We start from the raw sequence: 23,211 nt of genomic DNA, 5'->3' as shown, positions 1-23,211 counted from the left end.
GAGTCAGTAATTGAAGCGGAACCCGGCATGCAGCACGTAGTCCGTCTCCAGCGCCGTCCCGCGGAGATCCTGCACCACCGGAAGCTGCACGCCCGCTCCGAAGATCCAGCGCTTGGTCACGTACTGGAGGCCGGGTGTCAGGAACAGCGTGGTTCCGCCCGAGTCGGGATCGGCCACGCCGCCGGCGCGGTTCTTGCCCCGATGGATCAGGTTGACCTCGATCACCCCGTATACGAACGCCGGCACGCCGGCGGCGAGCGCCCGCGGCCAGAGCCGGTACTGGAGCGAGGCGTCGAATCGTGCCGCATCGCCCGCCTCGAATCCGTTCGCCTCGCCGTTCATCGCGTAGCTCACCTGGCTGTCGATCTGGAAATCCAGCGTCTGGTACGTGGCCACCACGCCCGCGAACGCGTCCCAGGAGCCGGAACCCGGCTGCACATCGGGCGGGAGCCGCCCCAGAGCGTCGCGCTTGTCGTCGCCTCCGGTAGGGGCCTTGACCCCGGCAAACGGGGCGATGCGGACGGTGCGTCCAGGGTCGTCCCGACGAACCACGGTATAGCGGCCGAAGAGGCTGAGATCGCCGAAACCGCTCGCCTCCCGCGTGACCCGCTGTCCGCCGCTGCCGAGCTCGAGCTTGTTGTCCGCGTACGGCAGCACGCCGAAGAGGGCCAGATCGCCGGTCGCGCCGTACCCGAGCGCCGTGACGGCCGCCGTGCCCCGGAAGTCCCGGCCGGCGCCGCTCGGATCGTCCCCCGACCGGCCCACCACGATGAGTTCGCGGAAAACGAAATCGCCTTTGGCGACCGGCAGCGCGGTATTGAAGGTGATCGGGGCGCCAAAGACGTGGCCGCTCGCGATCCCGAGCCCGAGCGCCAGGAGCCCCTTCAACGGCCTTGCCTGGCTATTTCCGCGGTTCACCGCCATTGGATCCTCCAGGAATCTGCTCGAAAGCGCGCAAGGTAAAACCGGCGTCCTTCACCGCCTGCTGGGCGGTGGGCTCGGCGAGGGCCGCGCCGTCCTTCATGGTGACCACCACCTGCCCGCTATCGAGATCCACCTTGACCTTGTCGACCCCGTCGAGGGTGCGCAGCTTCTTCTCGATCCCGTAGGCGCAGAACGGGCACGCCAGCCCGTCCACCTGGAGCCGGTAACTCGGCCCAGCCGCCAGCGCCGTTGAAGCGATCCACAGCAGCCCCAGCGCAAATGCCAGGACGGTCAGCATCTTCCTCATTGCCGTGTTCCTCCTATCCAATCATTCCTTTCACCGCCGGCCGCCCGGCCAGGTGAGGAGCGGCATGTTGATGACGACGCCGGTCCTCTCCACCGCGATTTCGCCGCGGGACGCCGCCTGCTCCACTTCGGCGGCGCTGGTGAGCAGCCGAGCCGAACGCTCATCCTTCCAGCTCACGAGATGGAGCGCTCTCAGGGGGCTGTAGCCGTCGGCGTGGGGCGGACGGTCGAACACGTCGGCCTGGAAGTCGAAAGGTCCGTCGCCGGAAACGCCGTTCTTGAACACGTAAACCTTGGCGAGCATGTTTTGGGGGGCGTCCGCCAGGGACGGCACGACCAGCACCGGGGAGCCCTTCATGCGCGTGAGCAGCGCGGCCACCTGGGGATCGGAGGCTTCGGTGTGGATGAACAGGATCCGCTTGCCTTCCAGGTAGCCGTCCACCGGGGGCACCACCGTGCCGGTATAGAATCGGGCCGCCACGACGAAGCCGGCGACGAGCACGCCGACCAGCGCGGTCACGACGAGATTGCGCGTCATGGTTCGCTCATTCGTTTCCGTAAAACTCAACCCGCCGCGTTCAGCCCGCGCGCTCATGTCGCTTCGTAGCCCCGGGCCAGGATGGCGCGGCGTATGCCCTCCGCTCCGATCGCGTCGGGGCGATACGTCACGATGACTTGTTTCGCTTCGGGATCGCCGGCGACGCGTTCCACGCCGTCCAGCTCGAGCAGGGCTTCCCGGATCGCGACGAGACAGCGCTCGCAATGCATGTTGGCCACGACGAAGCGCGCCTCGGCGCGGCGCGGTAGCCGCCGCCTGGGAAGCAAGCGCCCGGCAAAGGAGTTGGTCAGCACCGCCGTCACGCTGGCCGCCATGGCGATCATCGCCCACACCGGATGCACCCAACCGGTCGTGGCGAGGGGCACGCCGACGCCGTTGAAGGAAAACGCGAGCGCCAGGTTCTGCACCGTCTTGCGGTAGGAAGCCCGGCCGATGTGAAACGCCTCCACGACGGCGGTCAAACGCTCGCCAATCAGCACCACGTCAGCAGACTCGATAGCAATGTCGGTTCCTGCGCCAATGGCGATGCCCACATCGGCCTGCATGAGGGCCGGCGCATCGTTGATGCCGTCGCCCACCATCGCCACCCGGTACCCCTCGCCCTGGAGCCTTCGGATCACCTCGGCTTTTTCCTGGGGCAGCACCTCGGCGTGATACTCGGCGATGCCGAGGGTCTGAGCGACGGCCCGGGCAGTGCGCGCGTGGTCGCCCGTGAGCATCACGGGGTGCAATCCTGCATCCTTTAGGCGCGCGACCGTCTCCCTTGCCTCGGGCTTCACCGGGTCGGCAATCGCGATCAGCCCCGCAAGCTGGCCATCCACCACCACGGAAATAACGGTGTTACCCTCGGCCTGCATCCGCTCGATTTTTTCCCCCGCCAGCGCAAGGTCTGCGCCCTGCTGGATCCCGAACGCGGTGCTGCCGACGGCGACGCGGCGCCCTTCCACCCGCGCCACCACGCCCTGGCCGGGGGTCGCCTGGAACTCGTCTGCCCTTGGTACCGGCAGGTGCCAGGCCGCCGCAGCGTCGCCCACCGCCCGGGCCAGGGGATGCTCGGAGACCTGCTCCGCGGCCGCGGCGAGCCGCAAGGCCGCGGCCTCGCCCCAGCCATTCAGCGCAATCACGTCTGCCACCGCCGGCTTGCCCAGCGTCAGGGTGCCGGTCTTATCGAAGACCACCTTCTTCACGTCTTTCAGCACCTGGAACGCTTCCGCCGAGCGCATGAGGATGCCCCGTTCGGCGGCCATGCCGCCGCCGCGGATCATGGCGAGCGGTGTCGCCATGCCCAGCGCGCAGGGGTAGCCCATGACGAGCACCGCAAGCGCGGCAAAAACTGCTCGCGTCCAGTCGGCTTGCCCGGCCACCGACCACGCCCCCAAAGTCCAGACCGCGATGGCGACGGCGGCAAAGGCGAGCACGGCGGGGACGTAGACCTGAAGGATGCGATCCACCAGCGCGAGCATCCCCGGCTTCAGGGCGCGCGCTTCCTCCACCTGCCGCGCGACCTGGCTAAGGAAGCTTTCCTCTCCCACCTTCGCGACGCGGACAAGAAGCGTGCCGAGCTGATTGACGGATCCGCCGATCACCCCATCGCCGGGCGACTTTTCCACCGGAATCGATTCGCCCGTCACCAGGCTCTCGTCCACGCCGGAGGAGCCCTCGACCACTTCCCCATCGACGGGAATCGACTCGCCGGGCCGCACGCGAACCAGCTCGCCCGGTTTCACTTCCGCCAGCGCAACCTCTTGCTCCCGTCCGTTGCGCACCACCCGCGCCGTGGGGGGAACCAGGGAAAGGAGCTTGCGCACCGCCTGGGAGGCGCGGGTGCGCACGAGCGCCGAGACGTACCCGGACAGGAGATGGTAGGTGGTGACGAAGACCGCCACGCCGAAGAAATCGGGCGCGGGAAACGCGGGGTCCACGTAGCCCAGGAACCCGCCGAAGAGGCCGGCGAAGGCGCCGAACTCCATGAGCACGTGCTGGTTCAGAATCCCTCGGCGCAGGCTCGCCCAGGCCATCTCCAGGACGCGCCATCCCGGGCCGAACACGGTCGAGAGCGCAAGGAAGGGCATCAGCCAATACAGCGACGCCATTCCCTCGGGCGGCAAGAGCTCCAGCCACATGAGCCCCATGGCGGCGAAGGACACAAGTGCAAAGCCCGTCGCCACCAACAAGTCATCGCGCCGCTGCCGCAGCTCGGCCTCCTCCTCCTCGAAGGCCCGGAGCCGGTCGGCGCTGCGCACGGTGTAGCCGAGCTCAACCAGGGTTTGCCGGAGCGCATCGGGCGTGACTTGGCGCGGATCAAACTCGATCAACGCTTCTTCATGCGCCAAGTTCACGTTCACGCTGCGCACGCCCGGGGTACGCCCGAGGGCCTTGCCGATGCTGGCCACGCAGAAGGAGCACGCCATGCCGCCGACGCGAAGCTGAAGCTTCGCCGCCGGACGCGGGGCGGCGGATCCCTCCGCCGCTCCGCGGCCTGTTGTAATGGTCGCTTCATGCCCATCGTTCATGGTCGTGGCGCGCTCATAACGGACACGGAGGACGGCGGACCGGCCGCCCGAAGTGCCCAATCACGGGATTGCGAAAGCATTTTTGAAGGCTAAACCCTGGAGTCCACTCCAGAGTCAAGGGAATCGCGCCGAAGGGCGGCGGGCGAAGGGCGGACGCGCTCCGGTCTCCGGGATGCGCCAGGCCCGGGTTTCGTCGGTGAGCTGGCGCAGCCAGCTCATGGTGGGCGTGGCCCCGGTTCCGCTGGGATAACAGCGGCCAGCCCGCGCACCGGGCGCTTCTCGCTTTCCGTCGGAAGCCCGCTGCCTCAGACTATACAGCGCCGCAACCGCCCGGAAGGAACCGCCATGGCCTTCGTACAATCTCCGCCCGTCCTCGGCCACCCGTTCGATGACGACTGGATGCTGCGCTCCCACCTGGCCCGGGTGCTGCCGCCGGAGGTGCAGGCGGAAGTGATTCCCGGCCTGCGGGCCCTGGGGGAGATCTGCGGAGCAGAGCTTTACCCGCTCCAACTCGCCGACCGGGTGAACGAGCCGGTGCTGATCCAGTGGGACGCCTGGGGCAACCGCGTCGACCAGATCGAGCTGACCCGCGTGTGGCAGGCGGCCGAGCGGCTGGCGGCCCAGTACGGGGTGGTGGCCACCGCCTACGAGGCCCGGCACGGGGCCTTCTCTCGGGTGCACCAGTTCGCCCTGGCCTACCTCTTCGCCCCCGCCACCGACATGTACGCCTGTCCCCTGGCCATGACCGACGGGGCGGCCCGCACCCTCCTGGAGCTCGACAACCGAGACCTCATCGAGCGGGCGGTGCCGCGCCTCACCAGCCGGGACCCGGCCCGGTTCTGGACCTCCGGCCAGTGGATGACCGAGCTCACGGGCGGCTCCGACGTGGGCCGCTCGGAGACGGCGGCGCGCCGAGACGCGGACGGCACCTGGCGGCTCTACGGGCGCAAGTGGTTCACCTCGGCCGTCACCGCCCCAATGGCCCTTGTCCTGGCCCGTCCCGAAGGCAATCCCCCGGGCGGGCGCGGCCTCGCCCTGTTCTACGTCGAAACCCGGGACGCGGAAGGACGACCGAACCGCCTCCAGGTGAACCGCCTCAAGGACAAGTTGGGAACCCGCAAGCTCCCCACCGCCGAGCTGACCCTGGACGGCACGCCAGCGGTGCCGGTGGCGGGCCTGGTGGAGGGCGTGCGTAACATCGCCCCCATGCTCAACGTCACCCGGCTGTGGAACAGCGTGAGCGCGGTGGCCTACATGCGCCGGGGCTTGGCCCTGACCCGGGACTACGCCCGCAAGCGAGTGGCCTTCGGCGCGCCTCTCTGCGATCTGCCCCTGCACGAGGACACCCTGCTCCACCTGGAGGCGGAGTTCGCCGCCGCCTTCCAGTTGGCCTTTTACCTGGTGGAGCTCAGGGGCCGGCAGGAGGCGGGAGAGATCGGCGAAGCGGACGCTTGGCTCCTGCGGCTACTCACGCCCATCGCCAAGCTTCTCACCGCCAAGCAGGCCATCGCCGTGGCGAGCGAGGTGCTGGAGTGCTTCGGTGGCGCGGGCTACGTGGAGGACACGGGGCTGCCGGTGCTTTTGCGGGACTGCCAGGTGCTTTCCATCTGGGAGGGAACCACCAACGTGCTTTCCCTCGACGCCCTACGGGCGTTGAAGGCGGCGGGGGGTCTTGCCCCCGTGGAGGACCTGCTGGCCCGACTGCGCCCTGGTGTCCAGGAGGCGGCCCTCCAGCGAGCCCTCGCCTCGGCCGAGGCGGCCCTGGGCCACGCCCGGCAGTGGTTCGCCCGGGCCGAGCAGAAAGGCCCGCCGGCCCTGGAGGCCGGGGCCCGGCGCCTCGCCACGACCTTGGGGCGGGCCATTGGGGCCGCCCTTCTCGCCCGCCACGCCCAGTGGTCCCTGGACCAGGAGGGCGACGGCCGGTGCCGGGAGGCGGCCCGGCGCTTTGCCGCCGCCGGGATCGACCAGATCCTGGATTTTTGACCCTTTCTCAACCGCTTGACCCACCTTCGGGACGCCGGGGGTTCCCGTTCAGGCCCGGTTCAGCCACGCCGCCCCATTCTTTCCCCTGGCGCGAGCGCAACCTGCCCGGTTCAAACCTGTTCAGCGGCGGTTCAGGAACCGGGGCGTAGGATGCAAGCGTAGAAAACTGGAAAAAGACTGGTAAAGGAGGCTTGAAATGAAAGGGATTCGCAAGCTCGCCCTGCTGGGATCCGCCCTGGCGCTGGTGGCCGGCCTGGGTGCTCCGGCGGTGGCTCAAGCCGACGGCGGAGACTGGCACCCCAAGCACCACTGGAAGCACGACCATTGGAAGAAGCGCCATCACTGGAAGCACCACGACTGGGTGCCTCCCGGGCACCGGTACTACCACTATCACTACTACGATTACGGGCCGCCGAGGATCATCTACCGGCCGTACTACAAGGAGTACCACCATTATTACTATCCGCGGCACTACGACCGCTACGGCAGTGATTTCACCATCATCTGGCGCGGCAGTTTCTGAGCCACCCAGCGCGTGAAAAGAAAGGAGGTTGCCATGTGGAAGAAAAAGATCGCTTTGGCCACGATGCTAACCCTGGCCACCGCCCCGGCCTGGTCCTACGAGGCCTACGAGGACTTCGATTACGCCAAGGTGAAAAGCGTCACCCCCCGCTATGAACGGATAAACGTCCCGCGGGAAGAATGCTGGACCGAGCGCGTTCCCGGCGGCTACCGGGAAACCCGCGGGCCCGACAACTACCTCGGTCCCATCATCGGCGGCATCGCGGGCGGCCTCCTGGGCTCCACCGTGGGCAAGGGCAGCGGAAAGCATGTGGCCATCGGCGCCGGCGCGGTGGCCGGCACCATCGTGGGCGCGGAGCTCTCCCGGAACGAGGCCTACGCCTACGAGCCGCCCCACGACGTGCAGCGTTGCCGGGTGGTGGACCGGTGGGAGAAGCGCATCGCGGGCTACGAAGTGACCTACCAGTACGCGGGCCGCACCTACACCACGGTGCTGCCCTATGATCCGGGCCCCCGCCTGCGGGTGCGGGTGTCCGTGGAGCCCGCCGAGTGAAGCCCCAGGCGGCCCGTGGCGGGAGGAAGCCGGCAGGGCCGCCTTTCTGTTAAAGTTCGTTTGAACCGCCGGGAGTTGTCCTCGTGACGCGGAAAAAAGGGTTGTCGGCCTCCGCCTGGCTCGCCGCCGGGCTCGGAATCGCCCTGGCGGCGACCGCCGCCTGGGCCGACCACGACCGTTTCGACCCCCGCGATGACCGGTCGGAGCGCTACTACCGGCGCTACGAGTCCCGCGAGGTCCCGCCCGGGGACTTCTACCGGGTGGACAGGCGGGACCGGGGCTCCCGTTCCCCCCGGGACGAGGCGGCGGAGCGGGCCCGTCGGGAGACCGGCGGCCGGGTGCTCTCCATCGAGGAGCGTTCCCGCCGAGACGACCGGGAGGGCTACCGGGTGCGCATCCTCACCCCGGAGGGGGAGGTCCGCTACTACGACGTGGGCCCGGGCAACGGGCGGGGGAAACGCTGAGCCGTCCCGATGAAGGGACCGGCTCCCCTGCTTTTCCGTCTCGCAAGGCCGCAAACCTGTCTCAAGTGCGCCTCCTGGTCATCGAAGACGAAGCCGACCTGCGCCGCCAGGTGACCGAGCGCCTCGCCCGGGAGGGCTACCAGGTGGACGGCACCGGCGACGGCGCGGAAGGCCTTTACCTCGCCAGCGAATACCCCTACGACGCGGCCATCGTGGATCTGGGGCTGCCGGGCATCCCGGGGCTGGAGATCATCCGACGGCTGCGCTCGGGGGGGCGGCTGCTGCCCATCCTGGTGCTCACCGCCCGGGGCCGCTGGCAAGACAAGGTGGAAGGGCTGGAGGCCGGGGCCGACGACTATCTCACCAAGCCCTTTCAGATGGAGGAGCTGCTGGCGCGGGTCAAGGCCCTGATCCGCCGCGCCGCCGGCACCGCCTCCCAGACCGTGGAATGCGGCCCCCTCCGGGTCGATCTGGCCGCCCAGAAGGTGAGCGTGAACGGTGTGGACGTGGACCTCACGCCCTACGAGTACCGGCTCCTGGAATACCTGGTGACCCACCGCAACAAGGTGATCTCCAAGGCGGAGCTTTCCGACGTCCTCTATCCCCACGACGAGGACCGGGACAGCAACGTGCTGGAGGTGCTGGTGGGGCGGCTGCGGCGCAAGCTGGACCCGGAAGGGGCGCTCTCCCCCATAGAGACCCTGCGGGGCCGGGGCTACCGCTTCGTCCTGGAAAGCGACGCCTCATGATGTCCCTGCACCGGCGCGTGGCGCTGTCCGCCGCGCTGGTGCTCGCGGCGTTCGTCACCCTCACCAGCGTCGCCCTGGAGCAGGCGTTCCGGGAAAGCGCCGAATCGGCGCGCCGGGAACGCCTCCTCGCCCAGATTTACCTCCTCCTCGGAGCGGCCGAGGAAGACGCGGAGGGCCGGCTCATCCTGCCCGAACCGCTGCCCGAGCCGCGGCTGAGCCTCCCCGGTTCCGGGCTCTACGCCCAGGTGGCCGACGCCGGCGGCGCAGTGCTGTGGCGTTCCCCTTCCGCCCTCGGGCTCGACGTTCCCTTCGCAAGCGGCCTTCCCCCCGGCGCGCGGCGCTTCGAGCGGCGCACGGACGCCGCCGGGGAGGACTACGTCGTCCAGAGCCTGGGGGTGCGCTGGGCCATCGGCGCCAATCCCCGGGATCTCACCTTCAGCGTCGCCGAGGACCTGACCGAGTATCTGCAGCAGATCCGTCGCTACCGCACCGCCCTGGGGGGGTGGCTCGCCGCCCTCTCCGTGCTGCTCCTCGCGGTGCTGTGGCTGGTGCTGCGCTGGGGACTGAAACCCCTGCGGCGCGTGGCCGCCGAAGTGGCCGCGGTCCAGGCCGGACGCCAGGAGCATCTCAGGGGAGAATATCCGGAGGAGCTCAAGCTCCTCACCGAAAACATCAACGCCCTCCTCACCCACGAGCGGGCCCAGCAGAAGAAGCTCAAGAACGCGCTTGCGGATCTGGCCCACAGCCTGAAGACCCCCCTGGCGGTGCTCCGGAGCATGAGCGATCCGGACGGGTCCGCCCCTCCTTCCCCGGCGGCGCTGGGCGAGCAGCTCGACCGCATGGGGCGTCTGGTGGAGTACCACCTCCAGCGCGCCGCGGCGGGACGGGCCGCCACCTTCAGCGGCCCGGTGGCGGTGCGGCCGATGGCCGAGCGCCTGATCGCCACCCTGGCCAAGGTCCACCGGGACAAGCCCGTGGGCACCACCGTGGCGGTGGAGGCCCAGGAGGTGTTCCGGGGCGCCGAGGACGACCTGATGGAGGTGCTCGGGAACCTCCTGGACAACGCCTACAAGTGGTGCCGCTCCCAGGTGCGGGTCGCCGCCGCGAGGAGCGAGGAGGGGCTTTCCCTCACAGTAGAGGACGACGGTCCCGGGATCGAGCCGGGGGAGGCCCAGCGGCTCCTCGAGCGAGGCGTGCGGGCCGACGAGACGGTGCCTGGCCACGGCATCGGTCTCGCCGTGGTGCGGGACGTGGCCAGCGCCTACGACGGCGCCGTCGCCATCGACCGCTCGCCCCTAGGCGGCGCGCGGGTCACCGTGCGCTTCCGCGACTGAACAGGAAGAACCGCCGCGACCATCTGGCGCGCTCCGCGGCCGGTGCTCTAAACTGTCCCGGTCGCTGCCGCCGAGGGGGACGCATGCTCTTCGAAAAAAAGATCGAAGGATTCCTGGAAGGCCTGAAAGAGAAAGGCGCCCTTCCGCTACGGGTGGAGCTGTGGAACGGCCGCGCGGTCGAGCTTTCGCCCCATGCCACGGTGTTGCTGCGCCTGAACGCCCCGGCGGCGGCCCGCTACTTCCTGCGCCCGACCCTCGCCAAGCTGGGGGAGGCCTATGTGGAAGGCCACGTGGACGTGGAAGGGCCCTTGAGGGACGTGATCGGCGCCGCCACGCGCCTCGCCGCCTACGCGGGCGCCGGCCAGGGCCGCTTGCCCGTGTGGCGCTGGGCCCATTCCCGGCGCACGGACCGGAAGGCGATCCAGTACCACTACGACGTCTCCAACGACTTCTACGCCCTGTGGCTGGACCGCCACATGGTCTACTCCTGCGCCTACTTCAAGACGGGAGACGAGGACATCCACACCGCCCAGGAGCAGAAGCTGGATCACATCTGCCGCAAGCTCATGCTGCGGCCCGGCGAGAAATTCCTCGACATCGGCTGCGGCTGGGGCGGGCTGATCCGCTGGGCCGCCAGGCACTACGGGGTCGATGCCATCGGCATCACCCTGTCGCGGTACCAGTACGAGTACGCCGCAAAGCGCATCGAGGAGGAGGGTCTCTCCGGCCGCTGCCGCGTTCTGCTGCAGGACTACCGGGACGTGCCGGGGGAGGCGGCGTTCGACAAGATCGCCAGCGTGGGCATGTTCGAGCACGTGGGGCTGAAGAATCTGCCCCGCTACTTCGGCGTCATCCAGCGGCTGCTCAAGCCCGGCGGCATTGCGCTCAACCACGGCATCACCGCCGGCGATCCCGACAGCCGCTGGTCCCCCTTAGGCGGAGGCGAGTTCATCGAGAAATACGTCTTCCCCCACGGGGAACTCCCCCACCTGTCGCTGGCGATCCGGGAGATGTCCGCCCAGCGGCTGGAAGTGGCCGACGTGGAAACCCTGCGGCTGCACTACGCCAAGACCCTCTGGCACTGGGCGGAGCGGCTGGAGCAGAACCGGGCCCGGGCGGCGGCCATCGCGGGCGAGAGGCGGCTGCGCATCTGGCGCGTGTATCTCGCCGGCTGCGCCCACGCCTTCGAGCAGGGCTGGGTGACGATCCAGCAGGTCCTCGCCTTCAAGCCCGCCCGGGCGGGCGAGAGCCCTCTGCCGTGGACCCGCGCCTATATGTACGCCCCGGCCCGGGACGCCGAAGCGGCGCAGCCGAGCGAAGCCATGCGCCTCGCCTGATCATGGCGCCCGCCGGGCACGGTTTTTCGACCAGGCAACGCCAGGCTAGGAGCGGCAGAACTCGGCGATGCCGAGGGGTAGGTTCGGGAGCCGCAGGAGCCCGGTAATGCCGAACGCCACGATCGCCGCACCCGCCCCGTAGCGCACCCAGGGACGCTGCAGAAAACCCTTCAGGCTCCCGGCGAACCAGCCCATGGCCATCAGGTTCGGAAGCGTACCCGCCCCGAAGGCCAGCATGATGAGGGCGCCGGTGACCGGGCTCGCCGAGAGGAGTGCGGTGAAGAGCACGCTGTAGACTAGCCCGCAGGGCAGCCACCCCCACACCGTGCCGGCGGCAAACGCCCGCGGCAGGCTGTCGATGGGCAGCATCCGGGCCGTCCACGGCTGGAGCCGGCGCCAAAGCAGGCCGCCGGCGCGCTCCAGGTGGGCCACGCCGCGCCACAGACCCGCCATATAGAGCCCCAGGGCGATCAGCATCAGGTTCGCGCTAGCATACAGGCCCTGCTGCACGGGAATCAGCCCTTCGGCCAGGAGCCCCGCGGAGCCGGCTGCGCCCGCCACCGCCCCCGCCACCCCGTAGCTGGCGATGCGCCCCACGTTGTAGGCCGCCTGCAGCCCCGCCCGGCGCCCCACTCCCGCTTCGCCCGCGCTGAGGGAAAGGACGCCCACGATGCCGCCGCACATGCCCACGCAGTGGGTGCCGCCAAGCAGCCCCACCAGGAACACCGAAAGAAACTCCGAGGTCATTGTTTAGGATCTTGAACCACAGAGGCGCAGAGAGCGCAAATAAAAACCAATCCTGCAATAAAGATTTCCTTCTTTCGCGCCTTTTGCGCCCTTCGCGTCGAAAACTTCCTTCTCTTCTTTCTCTATGCCTCTGTGGCGAATAGATTCTCATATCACTTTCGAATAACGGGTGCGCTGGAGGTCGGACTGGAGGTACTTGTCGAACACCATGCACACGTGGCGCACCAGCAGCCGGCCCCGGGGGGTAACGCCGATCCAGTCGTCCTCCAGGGTCACCAGGCCCCAGCGCTCCAGCTCCCTCAGCGCTTCCAGCTCCCGCTGGAAGTAGCGGCGGAAATCGATGAGATAGCCGCTTTCGATGGGCTCGAAGGAAAGCTCGAAATGGCAGATGAGGGCCTGGATCACCGCCCGCCGCAGGAGATCGTCGGCGGAAAGCTCCAGCCCACGCATGATGGGCAGCCGCCCGTCGTCCAGGGCTTCGTAATACTCCTGCAGCGCGCGATGGTTCTGGGCGTAGGTGGGCCCGATCATGCCGATGGCCGAGACCCCCAGCCCCACCAGATCGCACCCTGCGTGGGTGGAGTAGCCCTGGAAGTTGCGGTGCAGGCGGCCCTGGTGCTGAGCCACCGCCAGCTCGTCGTCCGGCTTGGCGAAATGGTCCATGCCGATGTAGAGGTATCCCGCGGCGGTCAAGCGCTCGATGGCGAGCTTGAAGATTTCCAGCTTCTCGTCGGGGCTGGGCAGCTCGGCCGGATCGATCTGCCGCTGGGTTTTGAAGACATGGGGCAGGTGGGCGTAGTTATAGAGGGCGATGCGGTCCGGGTTCGCCGCGATCACCCGCTCCAGCGTGTGAGCGAAGCCCGCCACCGTCTGCTTCGGCAGCCCGTAGATCAGGTCCAGGCTCACCGAGCGGAATCCGTGGGCCCGGGCAGCCTCGATCACGGCCACCGTCTGGGCCTCGCTCTGGATGCGGTTCACCGCCCGCTGCACCTGGGGGTCCAGGTCCTGGACGCCGAGGCTCACGCGGTTGAAGCCGAGCTCCGCCAGAACCCGCACCGTATGCGGGCCCACCTTGCGCGGGTCGATCTCGATGGAATATTCCCCCTGGGGCGACAGGGCAAAGCGGGAGCGGATGTCCTGCATCAAGCCGCCGAGCTGCTCGTCCGAGAGATAGGTGGGCGTGCCGCCGCCGAAATGGAGCTGATGCACCTCGTTGTCCCCGGCAAACAGGGCCGCCTGCAGGTCCAGCTCCTTGCGCAGGTACCCGAGATAGCTGACGGCACGGCGGCGGTTCCGAGTGATGATCTTGTTGCACGCGCAATAGAAACAGACCGTGTCGCAGAACGGGATGTGCACGTAGAGGGAAAGGGGCCGGCGGATGCCGCCGATGTTGCGCTTCGCGGCCCAGGCCCGATACGCGGCCTCATCGTAGGCTTCGACAAAGCGGTCGGCGGTCGGGTACGAAGTGTACCGGGGGCCGCTCACGTCGAAGCGGCGGATCAGCTCGGCATCGAAGGCCGGCAGGGGCGGCGCGCTTTGGAAAACTGCCTGGTGTTCGGATCGGTGCATCGCGGCGATGTGCAAGACGGTTCCCATAGGCCCCCTACTATGCCACCGGCAGCCGAAGAGCCTTTGATCTAGATCAACGGGATGCGGTGCATTAGAATTCGTTTATCTTCGTTCCAGGACCCCGCCCGGGATCGCCCTGCAGCACCCGCCTATGGCCGCCCCGCCCCCCGTCAAGGGCATCAGCCTCACGGCGCTGCGCACCGCGTGCAGCGCCTGCAACCTCCAGGAGCTTTGCCTGCCCATCGGGCTCACCCGGGAGGAGGTGGAGCGCCTGGACGCGGTGGTGTACCGACGCCGCCGCGTGAAGCGGGGCGAGCACCTCTACCGGGCAGGGGAGGGTTTCGACGCCCTCTTCGCCGTGCGTTCCGGTTTCTTCAAGACCTACCTGCTGTCCGAGGACGGGCGCGAGCAGGTGACCGGCTTTCACATGATGGGGGAGGTGATGGGGCTGGACGCCATCAGCTCGGACCGGCATCCCTGCAGCGCCGTCGCGCTGGAGGACAGCGAGACCTGCGAGGTCCCCTTCTCCGAGCTGGAGACCTTGTCGCGGGAAATGCCGTCGCTGCAGCGCCATCTGCACAAGATGATGAGCCGGGAGATCGTTCGCGACCAGGGGGTCATGCTGCTCCTGGGCAGCATGAAGGCGGAGGAGCGCCTGGCCGCCTTCCTGGTGAACCTCTCCCAGCGCTTCCAGGCCCGCGGCTACTCGCCTTCCGCATTCAACCTGCGCATGACCCGGGAGGAGATCGGCAGCTACCTGGGCCTGAAGCTGGAGACCGTGAGCCGCCTCTTTTCCAAGTTCCAGCAGGAGCGCCTCATCCGGGTGCACAACAAGGCGATCCAGATCCTCGACCCCGCGGGGCTCAACGCCTTCATCGGGCCCTGCGTGCTGCGCTAGGCGCTTTTGAGGTTTAACCTGCGTGGTAAATCATCCATCACAGCGCGGCACCCCCGGCTCCTCCCGCTTGGGGCAACCCGGCGGCCGCTCCGCGGGCGCGAGCGGGCAGCGGTTGATTTCGGCGGAGGTGCGCTGGAAGAAGCAGGTGAGGGCGCTGGAGGCGGCGGCGAAGGCCCAGAAGAGGAAGAAGCCGATGGTGTAGACCATCAGGCGGTTTTCCCCCAGCGTCTGGCCGCCCGGCAGCAGGGTGTCGCTGAAGGGCAGCTCCATGGGGTCGAACAGGCTGAAGAAAATCGCCTCCCCGATCCCGCCCACGATGAACGATGGCCACAGGATCCAGATCAATCGCCGCCCGAAGCTGCCTAGCTCCTGGGTTTCCGCTGCCTGCGGCAGGCTCGGGCAGCTCATGGCTTGGGACCTCGGGACTTTCGGGCGAGCCATACCAGCAGGAAAATCCCCATGGCGATGATGAAGCCGATGGTGAACAGGCTCAAGCGGCCGAAATCTGAGTTGAGCAGCAGTTCCAATGCCGGAGACATGTCGTTCTCGCTCCTTCGATCAGGATGAAGCGGGCGGCGGCACGAGCCGCACCGCCGGTTGCTCGGGATACCAGAGGGAACCCGTGAGCCGCCAGGTGCCGCCGTCGTCCTCGAGGCTCAACACCCAGCGCCCGGGAGCCGGGGGCGAGAGCGCGCCGCGGAACTCGCCCTTGCCCGCGGGGGCGAGCCGCAGCGTCTGGTCGAAGCCCGCCCGGGTCGGATGGATCACCTTGAGCACCAGCGCCGCCGGCGGCCCGCCGTCTTTCACCGCGAGCTCGACCGCCACGCTGCGTCCGCCCTCCTCCAGCCGCACTTGCGCGGTCACGCCCCGGCGAAGGGCGGCCCGCTCCCGGTCCAGCACCTGGTGGATGGCGAGCCCCTGCTGGTAGTAGTCCTCCACCACCAGGCCGTCGTCGCTCTTCACCGCGATCCATAGGGTCACGAAGCCGGCCGCGACCACCGCCGCGGGTCCGGCGAACAGCCCCCACACCCAGGGCTCCCGGTACCAGGGGCGCGCCCCCGGCCACCGCTCCCGCCCCTCAGCGGGCGATGAAGCTGGATTTCTCATCGGTCCTCACCCGCTCGTCGTCCACCGCCTGCACGCGAAACACCACCGGGTTCGCGCCCTTCTGCACCGCCGTCCGCTCGGCCAGCAGCCGCACCGACAGCGTGCGGGACGAGGCCCCTTCCACCTGGATCGGCTGGGGTTCCCCTTTCAGCTCGAGCCCGTCGATGCCGCTGGCGGTGACGGTGTACCGCCGCGGCCGCTCGGTAGTATTGAAGATCTGCAGCCGATACACGTTCTCCAGCCGCCCGTCCTCCGCCTCCCGCACCAGGGTCGCCCGGTCGCGGATCACGTTGACCTTGAGCGGCACCCGGAAATAGAGGGTGGCCGCCACCGCCGCCACCAGGGCGAGGAGGATGGCCGAGTAGATCAGCACCCGGGGCCGCGGCAGGTGTTTCACGATGTCCCGGTCCGAATATTTTCCCTCGATGGCGTTTTCGGTGGAGAAACGGATGAGCCCCCGGGGGTAGCCCATCTTGTCCATCACCTGGTTGCAGCCGTCGATGCACGCGCCACAGCTTATGCACTCGTACTGAAGGCCGTTGCGGATGTCGATGCCCGTGGGGCAGGCCTGCACGCAGATGCCGCAATCCACGCAGTCGCCGAGCCCCAGGGCCTTCCGGTCGGCGGAGCGGGAGCGCGCCCCCCGGGGCTCGCCCCGGTTGTAGTCGTAGGTGACGATCAGCGTGTCCGGGTCGAACATCACGCTCTGAAAGCGGGCGTAGGGGCACATGTACTTGCACACCTGCTCCCGCATCCAGCCGGCGTTGCCGTAGGTGGCGAAGCCGTAGAACAGCACCCAGAAGGTCTCCCACGGCCCCGGGGAGAATCGTGCGAGCTCCCCGAGCAGCTCCCGGATCGGGGTGAAGTAGCCCACGAAGGTGATGCCGGTCCAGAGGGAGAAGGCGATCCACAGGCCGTGCTTGGCAGCCTTGACGCGCAGCTTGCGCCAGCTCGTGGGCGCCTGGTCCAGCTTCATGCGCTTCATCCGGTCGCCCTCGACCCACTGCTCGATCCACAGGAAGATTTCCGTGTACACCGTCTGGGGGCAGGCGAAGCCGCACCACAGGCGGCCGGCGACGGCGGTGAACAGGAACAGCGCCAGGGCCGAGATCACCAGAAGCGCCGTGAGCAGGATGAAGTCCTGGGGCCAAAAGACGATGCCGAAGATGTAGAACTTGCGGTGGGCGAGATCGAACAGCACCGCCTGCCGGTCGTTCCAGGTGAGCCAGGGCAGCCCGTAGAACACGAGCTGGGTGAGCGCCACCAAGGCGATGCGCCAGTTGGCGAGGACGCCCGAGACCGCCCGCGGGTAGATCTTCTTGCGGACCTCGTACAGGGCGACTTCGAGGCTGTCGTCCGTCCCCGAAGCGTTTACCTTTTGAACCGGCCGATCCAACTGTCCAATCCCTTTCACGGGCGACGAGCCGCCCCGCCTCAATGCCACGAGGGGAGGCGGCGGCCTGGGTGTCGCCGCCTCCCCTCCCTCATGTTCCCTTTTTCCCGCCGGGGGCGTCCCCCGCCCCTGCTCCCTGGAAACGGCCTGCACGTCCGGCTTCTATTTGGTCTGCCGAGACAACCCGTACACGTAGGCCGAGAGCAGGTGGATCTTGGCCGGCGAGAGCCGCTCGCCCCAGGCCGGCATGACCCCGGTGCGCCCCTTGGTGATGGTCTCGAGGATGACGGCTTCGCTTCCGCCGTAGAGCCACACGTTGTCGGTCAAGTTGGGCGCGCCGAGCTGGGGGTTGCCCTGGGCGTCGGCGCCGTGGCAGGCGGCGCACACCACGAACTTCTCCTTGCCCTGCTCGGCCAGTTTCGCGTCGTGGGGCCGGCCGGAGAGGGAGAGCACATAATGGGCCACCGCCTTGGCCCCTTCGGGGCCGCCCACGGCGTCGATCATGGGCGGCATCACGCCCTGCCGGCCGTTGGCGATGGACGCCTTGATCGTCTCCGGATCGCCCCCGTAGAGCCAGTCCCCGTCGGCCAGGTTAGGAAAGCCCACGGAGCCGCGAGCGTCGGAGCCGTGGCATTGGGCGCAGTAGGTGAGGAACAGCCGCTGGCCCATCTCCCGCGCCTGGGGATCGGCCGCCACGGCCTGCAGGTCCTGCTGCAAGAACTTGTTGAAGATGGGCCCGTAGGTCTCCTCCGCCTTGGCCATTTCCCGCTCGAACCGGTCCTTGGAGCTCCACCCCAAAACGCCCTGGAACGTGCCGAGCCCCGGGTAGAGCACCAGGTATATCAGGGCGAACACGATGGTGATGTAGAAGAGATTGCTCCACCACTTAGGCAGGGGATTGTTCCACTCCGCCAGGTCCTCGTCCCACACGTGGCCCGTGGTGCCCACCGCCTCCCCCTTCTTGACCTTGGCCTTGGACAGGAACCACAGGAACACGGCGCAGCCGACGATGCTCGCCAGCGTCAGGACGGCCACGTACCAGCCCCAGAAGGGGCTCACGAAATCGCTCATTGCTTTTTCCTCCCGCGACGCGCTTGTTCCTTCTCGTTGCAGATGCGCTCCCGCTCCTCGCCGTCGAAGGGGGCGAGGGCGGCCTCTTCGAACCGCCGTTGGGCGCGCCCGCTCCAGGCCCAGGCGACGATCCCCACGAAACAGACGAAGGCGAGCACGGTCGCCAGGATCCTTAGGTCGTTCACATCCATGGCCTCACCTTGCGCTCCTCAACGCCGTGCCCAGCCCCTGGAGGTAAGCGATGATGGCGTCCATCTCGGTCTTGCCCTCCACTTCCTTGGGGGCGTTGGCGATCTCCTCGTCGCTGTAAGGCACGCCGATCCGCTGCAGCGCCTTCATGTGCTTCGCCACCTGGGAGCCGTCCACCTTGGCCTGGGCGAGCCAGGGATACGCCGGCATGTTGGACTCGGGCACCACGTCCCGCGGGTTCATGAAGTGGACCCGGTGCCACTCGTCGGAGTAGCGCCCGCCCACCCGGGCGAGGTCCGGGCCGGTGCGCTTCGACCCCCACAGGAACGGGTGGTCGTACACCGACTCGCCCGCCACCGAGTAGTGGCCGTAGCGCTCCACTTCCGCCCGGAACGGCCGCACCATCTGGGAGTGGCAGTTGAAGCAGCCCTCCCGCTGGTAGATGTCGCGGCCCGCGAGCTCGAGCGCGGTGAAGGGCTTGAGCCCGGGCACCGGTTCGGTGGTGGAGCGCTGGAAAAAGAGCGGTACGATCTCCACCAGCCCGCCCACCGCCACCACCAGGACGATGAGCACGATCATGAGGGCTAGGTTCTTCTCGATCCGTTCGTGCATCGAGCTCATGGCGCCCTCCTCAATGGGCCGCGGCCGGCACCGGCGCCGGCACGTTGTCCACGGCCTTGGCGCCGGCCATGGTCTTCCACACGTTGTAGGCCATGATCAGCATGCCGGCGAGGAACAGGATGCCGCCCAGCAAGCGGATCGAGTAGAAGGGATACATGGCTTTCACGCTTTCCGCGAAGCTGTAAGTGAGCGTGCCGTCGTCGTTCACCGCCCGCCACATGAGCCCCTGGGTGACCCCGGCGATCCACATGGAGGCGATGTAGAGCACCACGCCGATGGTGGACACCCAGAAATGCACCGTGATCAGGCCGACCGAATGCATCTCGCTGCGGCCCACCATGCGCGGGATCAGGTAGTAGAGGGAACCGATGGAGATCATGGCCACCCACCCGAGCGCGCCCGAGTGCACGTGGCCGATGGTCCAATCGGTGTAGTGGGATAGGGCGTTCACCGTCTTCACCGACATCATGGGCCCCTCGAAGGTGGACATGCCGTAGAACGAGACGGAGGTGACCAGGAACTTGAGGATCGGGTCGGTGCGCAGCTTGTCCCACGCCCCCGACAGGGTCATGATGCCGTTGATCATGCCGCCCCAGGAGGGCGCCAGCAGGATCAGGGAGAAGAGCATCCCCAGCGACTGGGTCCAGTCGGGCAGCGCCGTGTAGTGCAGGTGGTGGGGGCCCGCCCACATGTAGGTGAAGATCAGGGCCCAGAAGTGCACCACCGACAACCGGTACGAGTACACCGGCCGCCCCGCCTGCTTCGGAATGAAGTAGTACATCATCCCGAGGAAGCCGGCGGTCAGGAAGAAGCCTACCGCGTTGTGCCCGTACCACCATTGCACCATGGCGTCCTGGGCGCCGCTGAAGACGGAATAGGACTTCCACAGGGTGGCCGGGATCTCCAGGCTGTTCACCACGTGCAGCAGGGCGATGGTGAGGATGAAGGCGCCGAAGAACCAGTTGGCCACGTAGATGTGGGGGGTTTTGCGCCTGTAGATGGTGCCGAAGAACACGATGGCGTAGGCCACCCACACCAGGGTGATGAGGAGGTCGATGGGCCATTCCAGCTCGGCGTATTCCTTGGAGGTGGTGTAGCCCAGCGGCAAGGTGATGGCGGCAGCCACGATCACCGCCTGCCAGCCCCAGAAGGTGAACGCCGCCAGGCCATCGGAAAAGAGCCGGGTGTGGCAGGTGCGCTGCACCACGTAATAGGACGTGGCGAAGAGGGCGGAACCGCCGAAGGCGAAGATCACCGCGTTGGTATGCAGCGGCCGCAGCCGCCCGTAAGAGAGCCACGGGATGCCGTAGGTCAAATCCGGCCAGATCAACTGGGCGGCGATAATCACCCCCACCAGCATGCCCACGATGCCCCACACCAGGGTCATGACGGCGAACTGGCGGACCACCTTGTAGTTGTACGTGGCTTGCGCTTCCATTCAAGCTCTCCCCGTTGCTCAATCAAAAACCTTCCAGCCTTCCCGGCCCCCGGCTCCGAGCCCATGCCGCGCGTGGGCGCATGGATGGTAAGGGTTCCGGAACCGGCGCTTTTTGACTTAGATCAAGTCAAGGGCTGGATTCCCTCCGGTCTTTCCCCGGCCGGTCATCGTCCATAAGGATGCGATGGGCCGGCCCCTCCAGGTCGTCGAACTGCCCGCTCCTCACCGCCCACCAGAACACCGCGCCGATCAGCAGCACCAGCGTGAGGGACAAGGGAATGAGGAGGTATAAAATGTCCATTTCAGGAATCAGGGATCAGAAGCCAGGATTCCAGATCCAGCGTTACGAGTCGGAGCATCAGCGAGCGGTTTCAAGCGAGGGTCCTGCGTCCCGGTTTTCTGACCTAGTCCTGATCCCTGATTCCTGATGCCCCAGCCTCAGGGAGTTCAGCACTACCAGCAGCGAGCTTCCCGCCATGCCGATGCCCGCCATCCAGGGGGTGACGAATCCCGCTACGGCGAGGGGCAGCGCCATCAGGTTGTAGGCGATGGCCCAGGCGAAGTTCTGGCGCACGATGCGCACGGTGCGGCGTGCCACCGTAAATCCCTCCGCCAGGTCCTGGAGCCGCTCGGACGTGAGCACCATGTCCGCGCTCGCCCGGGCTGCCTGGGCCGCCTTCCCCACCGCCACCGAGACCTGGGCCCGGGCGAGCACCGGCGCGTCGTTGATCCCGTCGCCCACCATGGCCACCACCGCCCCTTCCCGCTGGAGCCGCTCAACGAAGGCCAGCTTGTCCCCGGGCGAGGCGCCGGCCACGGGGCGATCGATGCCCAGGCGCTCGGCCACGCGCCGTACCGCCGCAAGCCGGTCGCCCGAGAGCAACATGACCCGGCAGCCCGCGGCCCGCAGGCGCGCCACGGCAGCCGCGGCGTCCGGGCGAAGCGCGTCGCGGAAAGCGAACGCCGCCAGATAGCCGCCTTCGTGCCCCAGGACGACGACGATGTCATGGCGTTCCAGGAAAGCCGCGAGAGCCGGCGGCGTCGGCTGACCCGCGAGTTCGGCGACGAACTCCGGCGTGCCGATGCGTAGCCTGCGCCCGTCGATCACCGTTTCCATCCCGGCGCCCGGCACGCGCACCGGAAGGGAGCCGGCGGGAAGCGCCAAGCCCCGGGCGCGGGCGGCTTCCCGCAACGCCCGGCCGACCGGGTGCTCCGCCCCTTGCTCCAGGCCGGCGGCCAGGGCGAGGCACCCATGGGCGGGCAGCGGCCCCAGGGGGAGGACCTCCTCGAGCGTTAGATGCCCTTCAGTGAGAGTACCGGTCTTGTCGAACACCACATGGGTGGCCTTCGCCAAGGTCTCGAGGGCGTGCCCCCGGGTCACCAGCAGCCCCCTCCTCGCCAGCCGGGCGGTGGCCGCCCCCAGAGCGGCCGGGGTGGCGAGGGACAGGGCGCAGGGGCAGGTCACCACCAGCACCGCCACGGTGATCCCCAGAGCCTGTTCCGGTGCCGCCGAGGACCAGTAAAGGAAGACGCCCGCTGCCACCAGGAGCAGAGCCGCCACGAACCCGGCCGCCACCCGGTCCGCCAGGGCCGCGATGGGGGGTTTCTCCGCCGCCGCCCGATCCAGCAGCCGCAGGATGCCGGCGAGCACCGTCTCTTCCCCCACCCGTTCCACCCGCACCACCACCGGGCTCTCCACATTGAGGGAGGCGCCGATCACCCCATCGCCCGGTCGTTTCGCCACCGGCCGACTCTCCCCGGTGAGGAGGGCCTCGTCCACGGCGGTGGCGCCTTCGACCACCACCCCGTCTGCCGGCACCGCTTCCCCGGGGCGCACCCGCACGTAGTCCCCCGGGACGAGCTCCGCCACCGCCACCCGCGCCTCCTCGGCGCTTTCGGGGTACGTGGAAAGCTTCCACGCCATGGCGGGTCTCAAGCGGGCCAGGGCCTCGGAAGCGTCGGCGGCCCGCTGCCGGGCGTTCCATTCCAGGTAGCGGCCGCCCAGCAAGAAGAAGACGAACATGGTGATGGAGTCGAAGTAGATTTCCCCTACTCCGGCGAGGGTGGCCCAGACGCTGGCGGCGAAGGCGAGGCCGACGCCCAGGGCCACCGGCACGTCCATCCCTAAGCGCCGGGCCCGCAGATCGTTCCAGGCGCCGCGGAAGAATCGGGCGGCGGAAAACCCCACCACCGGCACGGTGAGGAGGAGCGCCCCCCAGCGCAGCAGCGCCCCGATGTCCCGCGGCATCTCCCCTTCCCCGGCCAGATAGGCCGGGATCGCCAGCATCATCACCTGCATCATGCCGAAGCCGGCGACGAACAGCTCCCACAAGGCCCGCCGCCGCTCCTGGCGCAGAATCGCCTCGTGCCGGCCGGGATCGTAGGGATGGGCGGTGTAGCCGATGGCGGCGATGGCCCGGAGGATTTCGGACAGACGCACCCGGGTCTCGTCCCAGCGCACCCGGGCGCGCCGGGTGGCGTAATTCACGCTCACGGCGAGGACCCCGGGCAGCCGCGCGAGGTGCTGCTCGTTGAGCCATACGCAGGCCGCGCAGCGAATCCCCTCCAGAATCAGGGAGGCCTCCCGCACGTGCTTCCCCGCCGCCCGCACGAAGCCTTGCTGCACCTTGGGCGAATCGTAGAGTTCGAGCTCCCCCAGGAACTCGGGCAGCGTCTCCCGGGGCGAGGCGGGCAGCGCGCTGCGGTGCCGGTAGTAGCTCTCCAAGCCCGCGGCCACGATGGCGCGGGCCACTGCCTCGCAGCCGGGGCAACACAGGGGGCGAGCGGCGCCCTCCACCAGCACCGTATATCGGCGGCCTTCCGGCACCGGAAGCCCGCAATGAAAACAGGCGGTGGCCGCCAAGGAAGCAGAGTTTGAGAAGAGTGCGCTCACCGCGGGGATTCCGCCAGCCACGCCCAGGCGGGCCTGGACGA

The 23,211-nt window shown here is 68.3% G+C and carries 24 protein-coding genes; 8 read left to right on the top strand and 16 right to left on the bottom strand.

Going from position 1 to position 23,211, the window contains the following annotated elements:
• Positions 1–3: 3 nt before the first annotated feature.
• The 4 genes from ACTFO6_RS01385 to ACTFO6_RS01370 are packed head-to-tail and all read right to left on the bottom strand — an operon-like array spanning position 4 to position 4,302.
• A complete protein-coding gene (locus tag ACTFO6_RS01385; protein ID WP_439932665.1) occupies positions 4–924 on the bottom strand; it encodes a transporter in 921 nt (306 codons plus the stop codon).
• A complete protein-coding gene (locus tag ACTFO6_RS01380) occupies positions 902–1,231 on the bottom strand; it encodes a heavy-metal-associated domain-containing protein (RefSeq protein WP_439932664.1) in 330 nt (109 codons plus the stop codon). Before ACTFO6_RS01380 ends, ACTFO6_RS01385 begins: the two co-directional genes overlap by 23 nt.
• A gap of 30 nt (positions 1,232–1,261) precedes the next feature.
• Positions 1,262–1,768: a DUF7482 domain-containing protein gene (locus ACTFO6_RS01375; protein ID WP_439932663.1), complete on the bottom strand. Its 507-nt coding sequence runs from the start codon at positions 1,766–1,768 to the stop codon at positions 1,262–1,264.
• A gap of 53 nt (positions 1,769–1,821) precedes the next feature.
• Positions 1,822–4,302 (bottom strand): heavy metal translocating P-type ATPase, encoded by a 2,481-nt coding sequence (locus ACTFO6_RS01370; RefSeq protein ID WP_439932662.1) that lies wholly within the window; start codon positions 4,300–4,302, stop codon positions 1,822–1,824.
• A 345-nt stretch (positions 4,303–4,647) separates the two neighbouring features.
• On the opposite strand from ACTFO6_RS01370, the gene ACTFO6_RS01365 reads away from it, so the two are divergent.
• From ACTFO6_RS01365 to ACTFO6_RS01335, 7 genes are all read left to right on the top strand, one after another.
• Entirely contained in the window at positions 4,648–6,285 is a 1,638-nt protein-coding gene (locus tag ACTFO6_RS01365; protein ID WP_439932661.1) for an acyl-CoA dehydrogenase family protein, read from the top strand.
• 196 nt (positions 6,286–6,481) lie between these two features.
• Positions 6,482–6,808, top strand: a complete 327-nt coding sequence (locus ACTFO6_RS01360; RefSeq protein ID WP_439932660.1) for a hypothetical protein — start codon at positions 6,482–6,484, stop codon at positions 6,806–6,808.
• 33 nt (positions 6,809–6,841) lie between these two features.
• Positions 6,842–7,360, top strand: coding sequence for a glycine zipper 2TM domain-containing protein (locus tag ACTFO6_RS01355; RefSeq protein WP_439932659.1), 519 nt, complete (start codon positions 6,842–6,844; stop codon positions 7,358–7,360).
• An 83-nt stretch (positions 7,361–7,443) separates the two neighbouring features.
• Positions 7,444–7,824 carry a PepSY domain-containing protein gene (locus ACTFO6_RS01350; RefSeq protein WP_439932658.1) on the top strand — a complete coding sequence of 127 codons (381 nt, stop codon included), beginning with the start codon at positions 7,444–7,446 and terminating at the stop codon, positions 7,822–7,824.
• Between the two features lie 65 nt (positions 7,825–7,889).
• Positions 7,890–8,573: a response regulator transcription factor gene (locus tag ACTFO6_RS01345; RefSeq protein ID WP_439932657.1), complete on the top strand. Its 684-nt coding sequence runs from the start codon at positions 7,890–7,892 to the stop codon at positions 8,571–8,573.
• A complete protein-coding gene (locus tag ACTFO6_RS01340; RefSeq protein ID WP_439932656.1) occupies positions 8,570–9,907 on the top strand; it encodes an ATP-binding protein in 1,338 nt (445 codons plus the stop codon). The genes ACTFO6_RS01345 and ACTFO6_RS01340 overlap by 4 nt, the downstream gene beginning before the upstream one ends.
• 83 nt (positions 9,908–9,990) lie before the next feature.
• Positions 9,991–11,244: a class I SAM-dependent methyltransferase gene (locus ACTFO6_RS01335; RefSeq protein ID WP_439932655.1), complete on the top strand. Its 1,254-nt coding sequence runs from the start codon at positions 9,991–9,993 to the stop codon at positions 11,242–11,244.
• Positions 11,245–11,289: 45 nt separating this feature from the next.
• Here the strand turns inward: ACTFO6_RS01335 and ACTFO6_RS01330 are convergent, their stop codons facing one another.
• Both ACTFO6_RS01330 and hemN read right to left on the bottom strand, forming a co-directional pair.
• Positions 11,290–11,991, bottom strand: a complete 702-nt coding sequence (locus tag ACTFO6_RS01330; protein WP_439932654.1) for a sulfite exporter TauE/SafE family protein — start codon at positions 11,989–11,991, stop codon at positions 11,290–11,292.
• A gap of 147 nt (positions 11,992–12,138) precedes the next feature.
• Positions 12,139–13,560 carry an oxygen-independent coproporphyrinogen III oxidase gene (gene hemN, locus ACTFO6_RS01325; RefSeq protein ID WP_439932784.1) on the bottom strand — a complete coding sequence of 474 codons (1,422 nt, stop codon included), beginning with the start codon at positions 13,558–13,560 and terminating at the stop codon, positions 12,139–12,141.
• Positions 13,561–13,711: 151 nt separating this feature from the next.
• Here hemN and fnr point away from each other — a divergent pair, with 151 nt between their 5' ends.
• Entirely contained in the window at positions 13,712–14,458 is a 747-nt protein-coding gene (fnr, locus tag ACTFO6_RS01320) for a fumarate/nitrate reduction transcriptional regulator Fnr (RefSeq protein ID WP_439932653.1), read from the top strand.
• Positions 14,459–14,488: 30 nt separating this feature from the next.
• Here the strand turns inward: fnr and ACTFO6_RS01315 are convergent, their stop codons facing one another.
• The 10 genes from ACTFO6_RS01315 to ACTFO6_RS01270 all read right to left on the bottom strand — a co-directional run bounded on the left by ACTFO6_RS01315 (position 14,489) and on the right by ACTFO6_RS01270 (position 23,170).
• Positions 14,489–14,866 (bottom strand): hypothetical protein, encoded by a 378-nt coding sequence (locus ACTFO6_RS01315; RefSeq protein ID WP_439932652.1) that lies wholly within the window; start codon positions 14,864–14,866, stop codon positions 14,489–14,491.
• The gene (locus tag ACTFO6_RS01310) at positions 14,863–14,997 is read right to left on the bottom strand and encodes a DUF3149 domain-containing protein (RefSeq protein WP_439932651.1); all 135 of its coding nucleotides are present in this window, start codon (positions 14,995–14,997) and stop codon (positions 14,863–14,865) included. The genes ACTFO6_RS01315 and ACTFO6_RS01310 overlap by 4 nt, the downstream gene beginning before the upstream one ends.
• A 19-nt stretch (positions 14,998–15,016) precedes the next feature.
• Entirely contained in the window at positions 15,017–15,565 is a 549-nt protein-coding gene (locus ACTFO6_RS01305) for a FixH family protein (protein WP_439932650.1), read from the bottom strand.
• A complete protein-coding gene (gene ccoG, locus ACTFO6_RS01300; protein WP_439932649.1) occupies positions 15,537–16,979 on the bottom strand; it encodes a cytochrome c oxidase accessory protein CcoG in 1,443 nt (480 codons plus the stop codon). The genes ACTFO6_RS01305 and ccoG overlap by 29 nt, the downstream gene beginning before the upstream one ends.
• Positions 16,980–17,120: 141 nt before the next feature.
• A complete protein-coding gene (gene ccoP, locus ACTFO6_RS01295; RefSeq protein ID WP_439932648.1) occupies positions 17,121–18,029 on the bottom strand; it encodes a cytochrome-c oxidase, cbb3-type subunit III in 909 nt (302 codons plus the stop codon).
• Positions 18,026–18,220: a cbb3-type cytochrome oxidase subunit 3 gene (locus ACTFO6_RS01290; RefSeq protein ID WP_439932647.1), complete on the bottom strand. Its 195-nt coding sequence runs from the start codon at positions 18,218–18,220 to the stop codon at positions 18,026–18,028. Before ACTFO6_RS01290 ends, ccoP begins: the two co-directional genes overlap by 4 nt.
• Before the next feature lie 4 nt (positions 18,221–18,224).
• The gene (gene ccoO / locus ACTFO6_RS01285) at positions 18,225–18,839 is read right to left on the bottom strand and encodes a cytochrome-c oxidase, cbb3-type subunit II (RefSeq protein WP_439932646.1); all 615 of its coding nucleotides are present in this window, start codon (positions 18,837–18,839) and stop codon (positions 18,225–18,227) included.
• A gap of 10 nt (positions 18,840–18,849) precedes the next feature.
• Positions 18,850–20,277 carry a cytochrome-c oxidase, cbb3-type subunit I gene (ccoN, locus tag ACTFO6_RS01280; protein ID WP_439932645.1) on the bottom strand — a complete coding sequence of 476 codons (1,428 nt, stop codon included), beginning with the start codon at positions 20,275–20,277 and terminating at the stop codon, positions 18,850–18,852.
• Positions 20,278–20,404: 127 nt separating this feature from the next.
• Positions 20,405–20,578 carry a cbb3-type cytochrome oxidase assembly protein CcoS gene (gene ccoS, locus ACTFO6_RS01275; protein WP_439932644.1) on the bottom strand — a complete coding sequence of 58 codons (174 nt, stop codon included), beginning with the start codon at positions 20,576–20,578 and terminating at the stop codon, positions 20,405–20,407.
• 57 nt (positions 20,579–20,635) lie between these two features.
• Positions 20,636–23,170, bottom strand: coding sequence for a heavy metal translocating P-type ATPase (locus ACTFO6_RS01270; RefSeq protein WP_439932643.1), 2,535 nt, complete (start codon positions 23,168–23,170; stop codon positions 20,636–20,638).
• Positions 23,171–23,211: the final 41 nt, after the last annotated feature.

The sequence above is a fragment of the Pelomicrobium sp. G1 genome (assembly GCF_051905455.1).
In the GTDB taxonomy this organism is placed as follows: domain Bacteria; phylum Pseudomonadota; class Gammaproteobacteria; order Burkholderiales; family UBA6910; genus Pelomicrobium.
Note: the sequence above shows the minus strand (reverse complement) of the source record. Positions and strands in the feature narration are given on the sequence as shown.

What these genes read in the sequence shown, in the direction of transcription:
- ACTFO6_RS01385 (WP_439932665.1), bottom strand. Translation starts at nt 924, where the DNA reads ATGGCGGTGAACCGCGGAAATAGCCAGGCAAGGCCGTTGAAGGGGCTC.
- ACTFO6_RS01380 (WP_439932664.1), bottom strand. Translation starts at nt 1,231, where the DNA reads ATGAGGAAGATGCTGACCGTCCTGGCATTTGCGCTGGGGCTGCTGTGG.
- ACTFO6_RS01375 (WP_439932663.1), bottom strand. Translation starts at nt 1,768, where the DNA reads ATGACGCGCAATCTCGTCGTGACCGCGCTGGTCGGCGTGCTCGTCGCC.
- ACTFO6_RS01370 (WP_439932662.1), bottom strand. Translation starts at nt 4,302, where the DNA reads ATGAACGATGGGCATGAAGCGACCATTACAACAGGCCGCGGAGCGGCG.
- ACTFO6_RS01365 (WP_439932661.1), top strand. Translation starts at nt 4,648, where the DNA reads ATGGCCTTCGTACAATCTCCGCCCGTCCTCGGCCACCCGTTCGATGAC.
- ACTFO6_RS01360 (WP_439932660.1), top strand. Translation starts at nt 6,482, where the DNA reads ATGAAAGGGATTCGCAAGCTCGCCCTGCTGGGATCCGCCCTGGCGCTG.
- ACTFO6_RS01355 (WP_439932659.1), top strand. Translation starts at nt 6,842, where the DNA reads ATGTGGAAGAAAAAGATCGCTTTGGCCACGATGCTAACCCTGGCCACC.
- ACTFO6_RS01340 (WP_439932656.1), top strand. Translation starts at nt 8,570, where the DNA reads ATGATGTCCCTGCACCGGCGCGTGGCGCTGTCCGCCGCGCTGGTGCTC.
- ACTFO6_RS01335 (WP_439932655.1), top strand. Translation starts at nt 9,991, where the DNA reads ATGCTCTTCGAAAAAAAGATCGAAGGATTCCTGGAAGGCCTGAAAGAG.
- ACTFO6_RS01330 (WP_439932654.1), bottom strand. Translation starts at nt 11,991, where the DNA reads ATGACCTCGGAGTTTCTTTCGGTGTTCCTGGTGGGGCTGCTTGGCGGC.
- hemN (WP_439932784.1), bottom strand. Translation starts at nt 13,560, where the DNA reads ATGCACCGATCCGAACACCAGGCAGTTTTCCAAAGCGCGCCGCCCCTG.
- fnr (WP_439932653.1), top strand. Translation starts at nt 13,712, where the DNA reads ATGGCCGCCCCGCCCCCCGTCAAGGGCATCAGCCTCACGGCGCTGCGC.
- ACTFO6_RS01315 (WP_439932652.1), bottom strand. Translation starts at nt 14,866, where the DNA reads ATGAGCTGCCCGAGCCTGCCGCAGGCAGCGGAAACCCAGGAGCTAGGC.
- ACTFO6_RS01310 (WP_439932651.1), bottom strand. Translation starts at nt 14,997, where the DNA reads ATGTCTCCGGCATTGGAACTGCTGCTCAACTCAGATTTCGGCCGCTTG.
- ACTFO6_RS01305 (WP_439932650.1), bottom strand. Translation starts at nt 15,565, where the DNA reads ATGAGAAATCCAGCTTCATCGCCCGCTGAGGGGCGGGAGCGGTGGCCG.
- ccoP (WP_439932648.1), bottom strand. Translation starts at nt 18,029, where the DNA reads ATGAGCGATTTCGTGAGCCCCTTCTGGGGCTGGTACGTGGCCGTCCTG.
- ACTFO6_RS01290 (WP_439932647.1), bottom strand. Translation starts at nt 18,220, where the DNA reads ATGGATGTGAACGACCTAAGGATCCTGGCGACCGTGCTCGCCTTCGTC.
- ccoO (WP_439932646.1), bottom strand. Translation starts at nt 18,839, where the DNA reads ATGAGCTCGATGCACGAACGGATCGAGAAGAACCTAGCCCTCATGATC.
- ccoN (WP_439932645.1), bottom strand. Translation starts at nt 20,277, where the DNA reads ATGGAAGCGCAAGCCACGTACAACTACAAGGTGGTCCGCCAGTTCGCC.
- ccoS (WP_439932644.1), bottom strand. Translation starts at nt 20,578, where the DNA reads ATGGACATTTTATACCTCCTCATTCCCTTGTCCCTCACGCTGGTGCTG.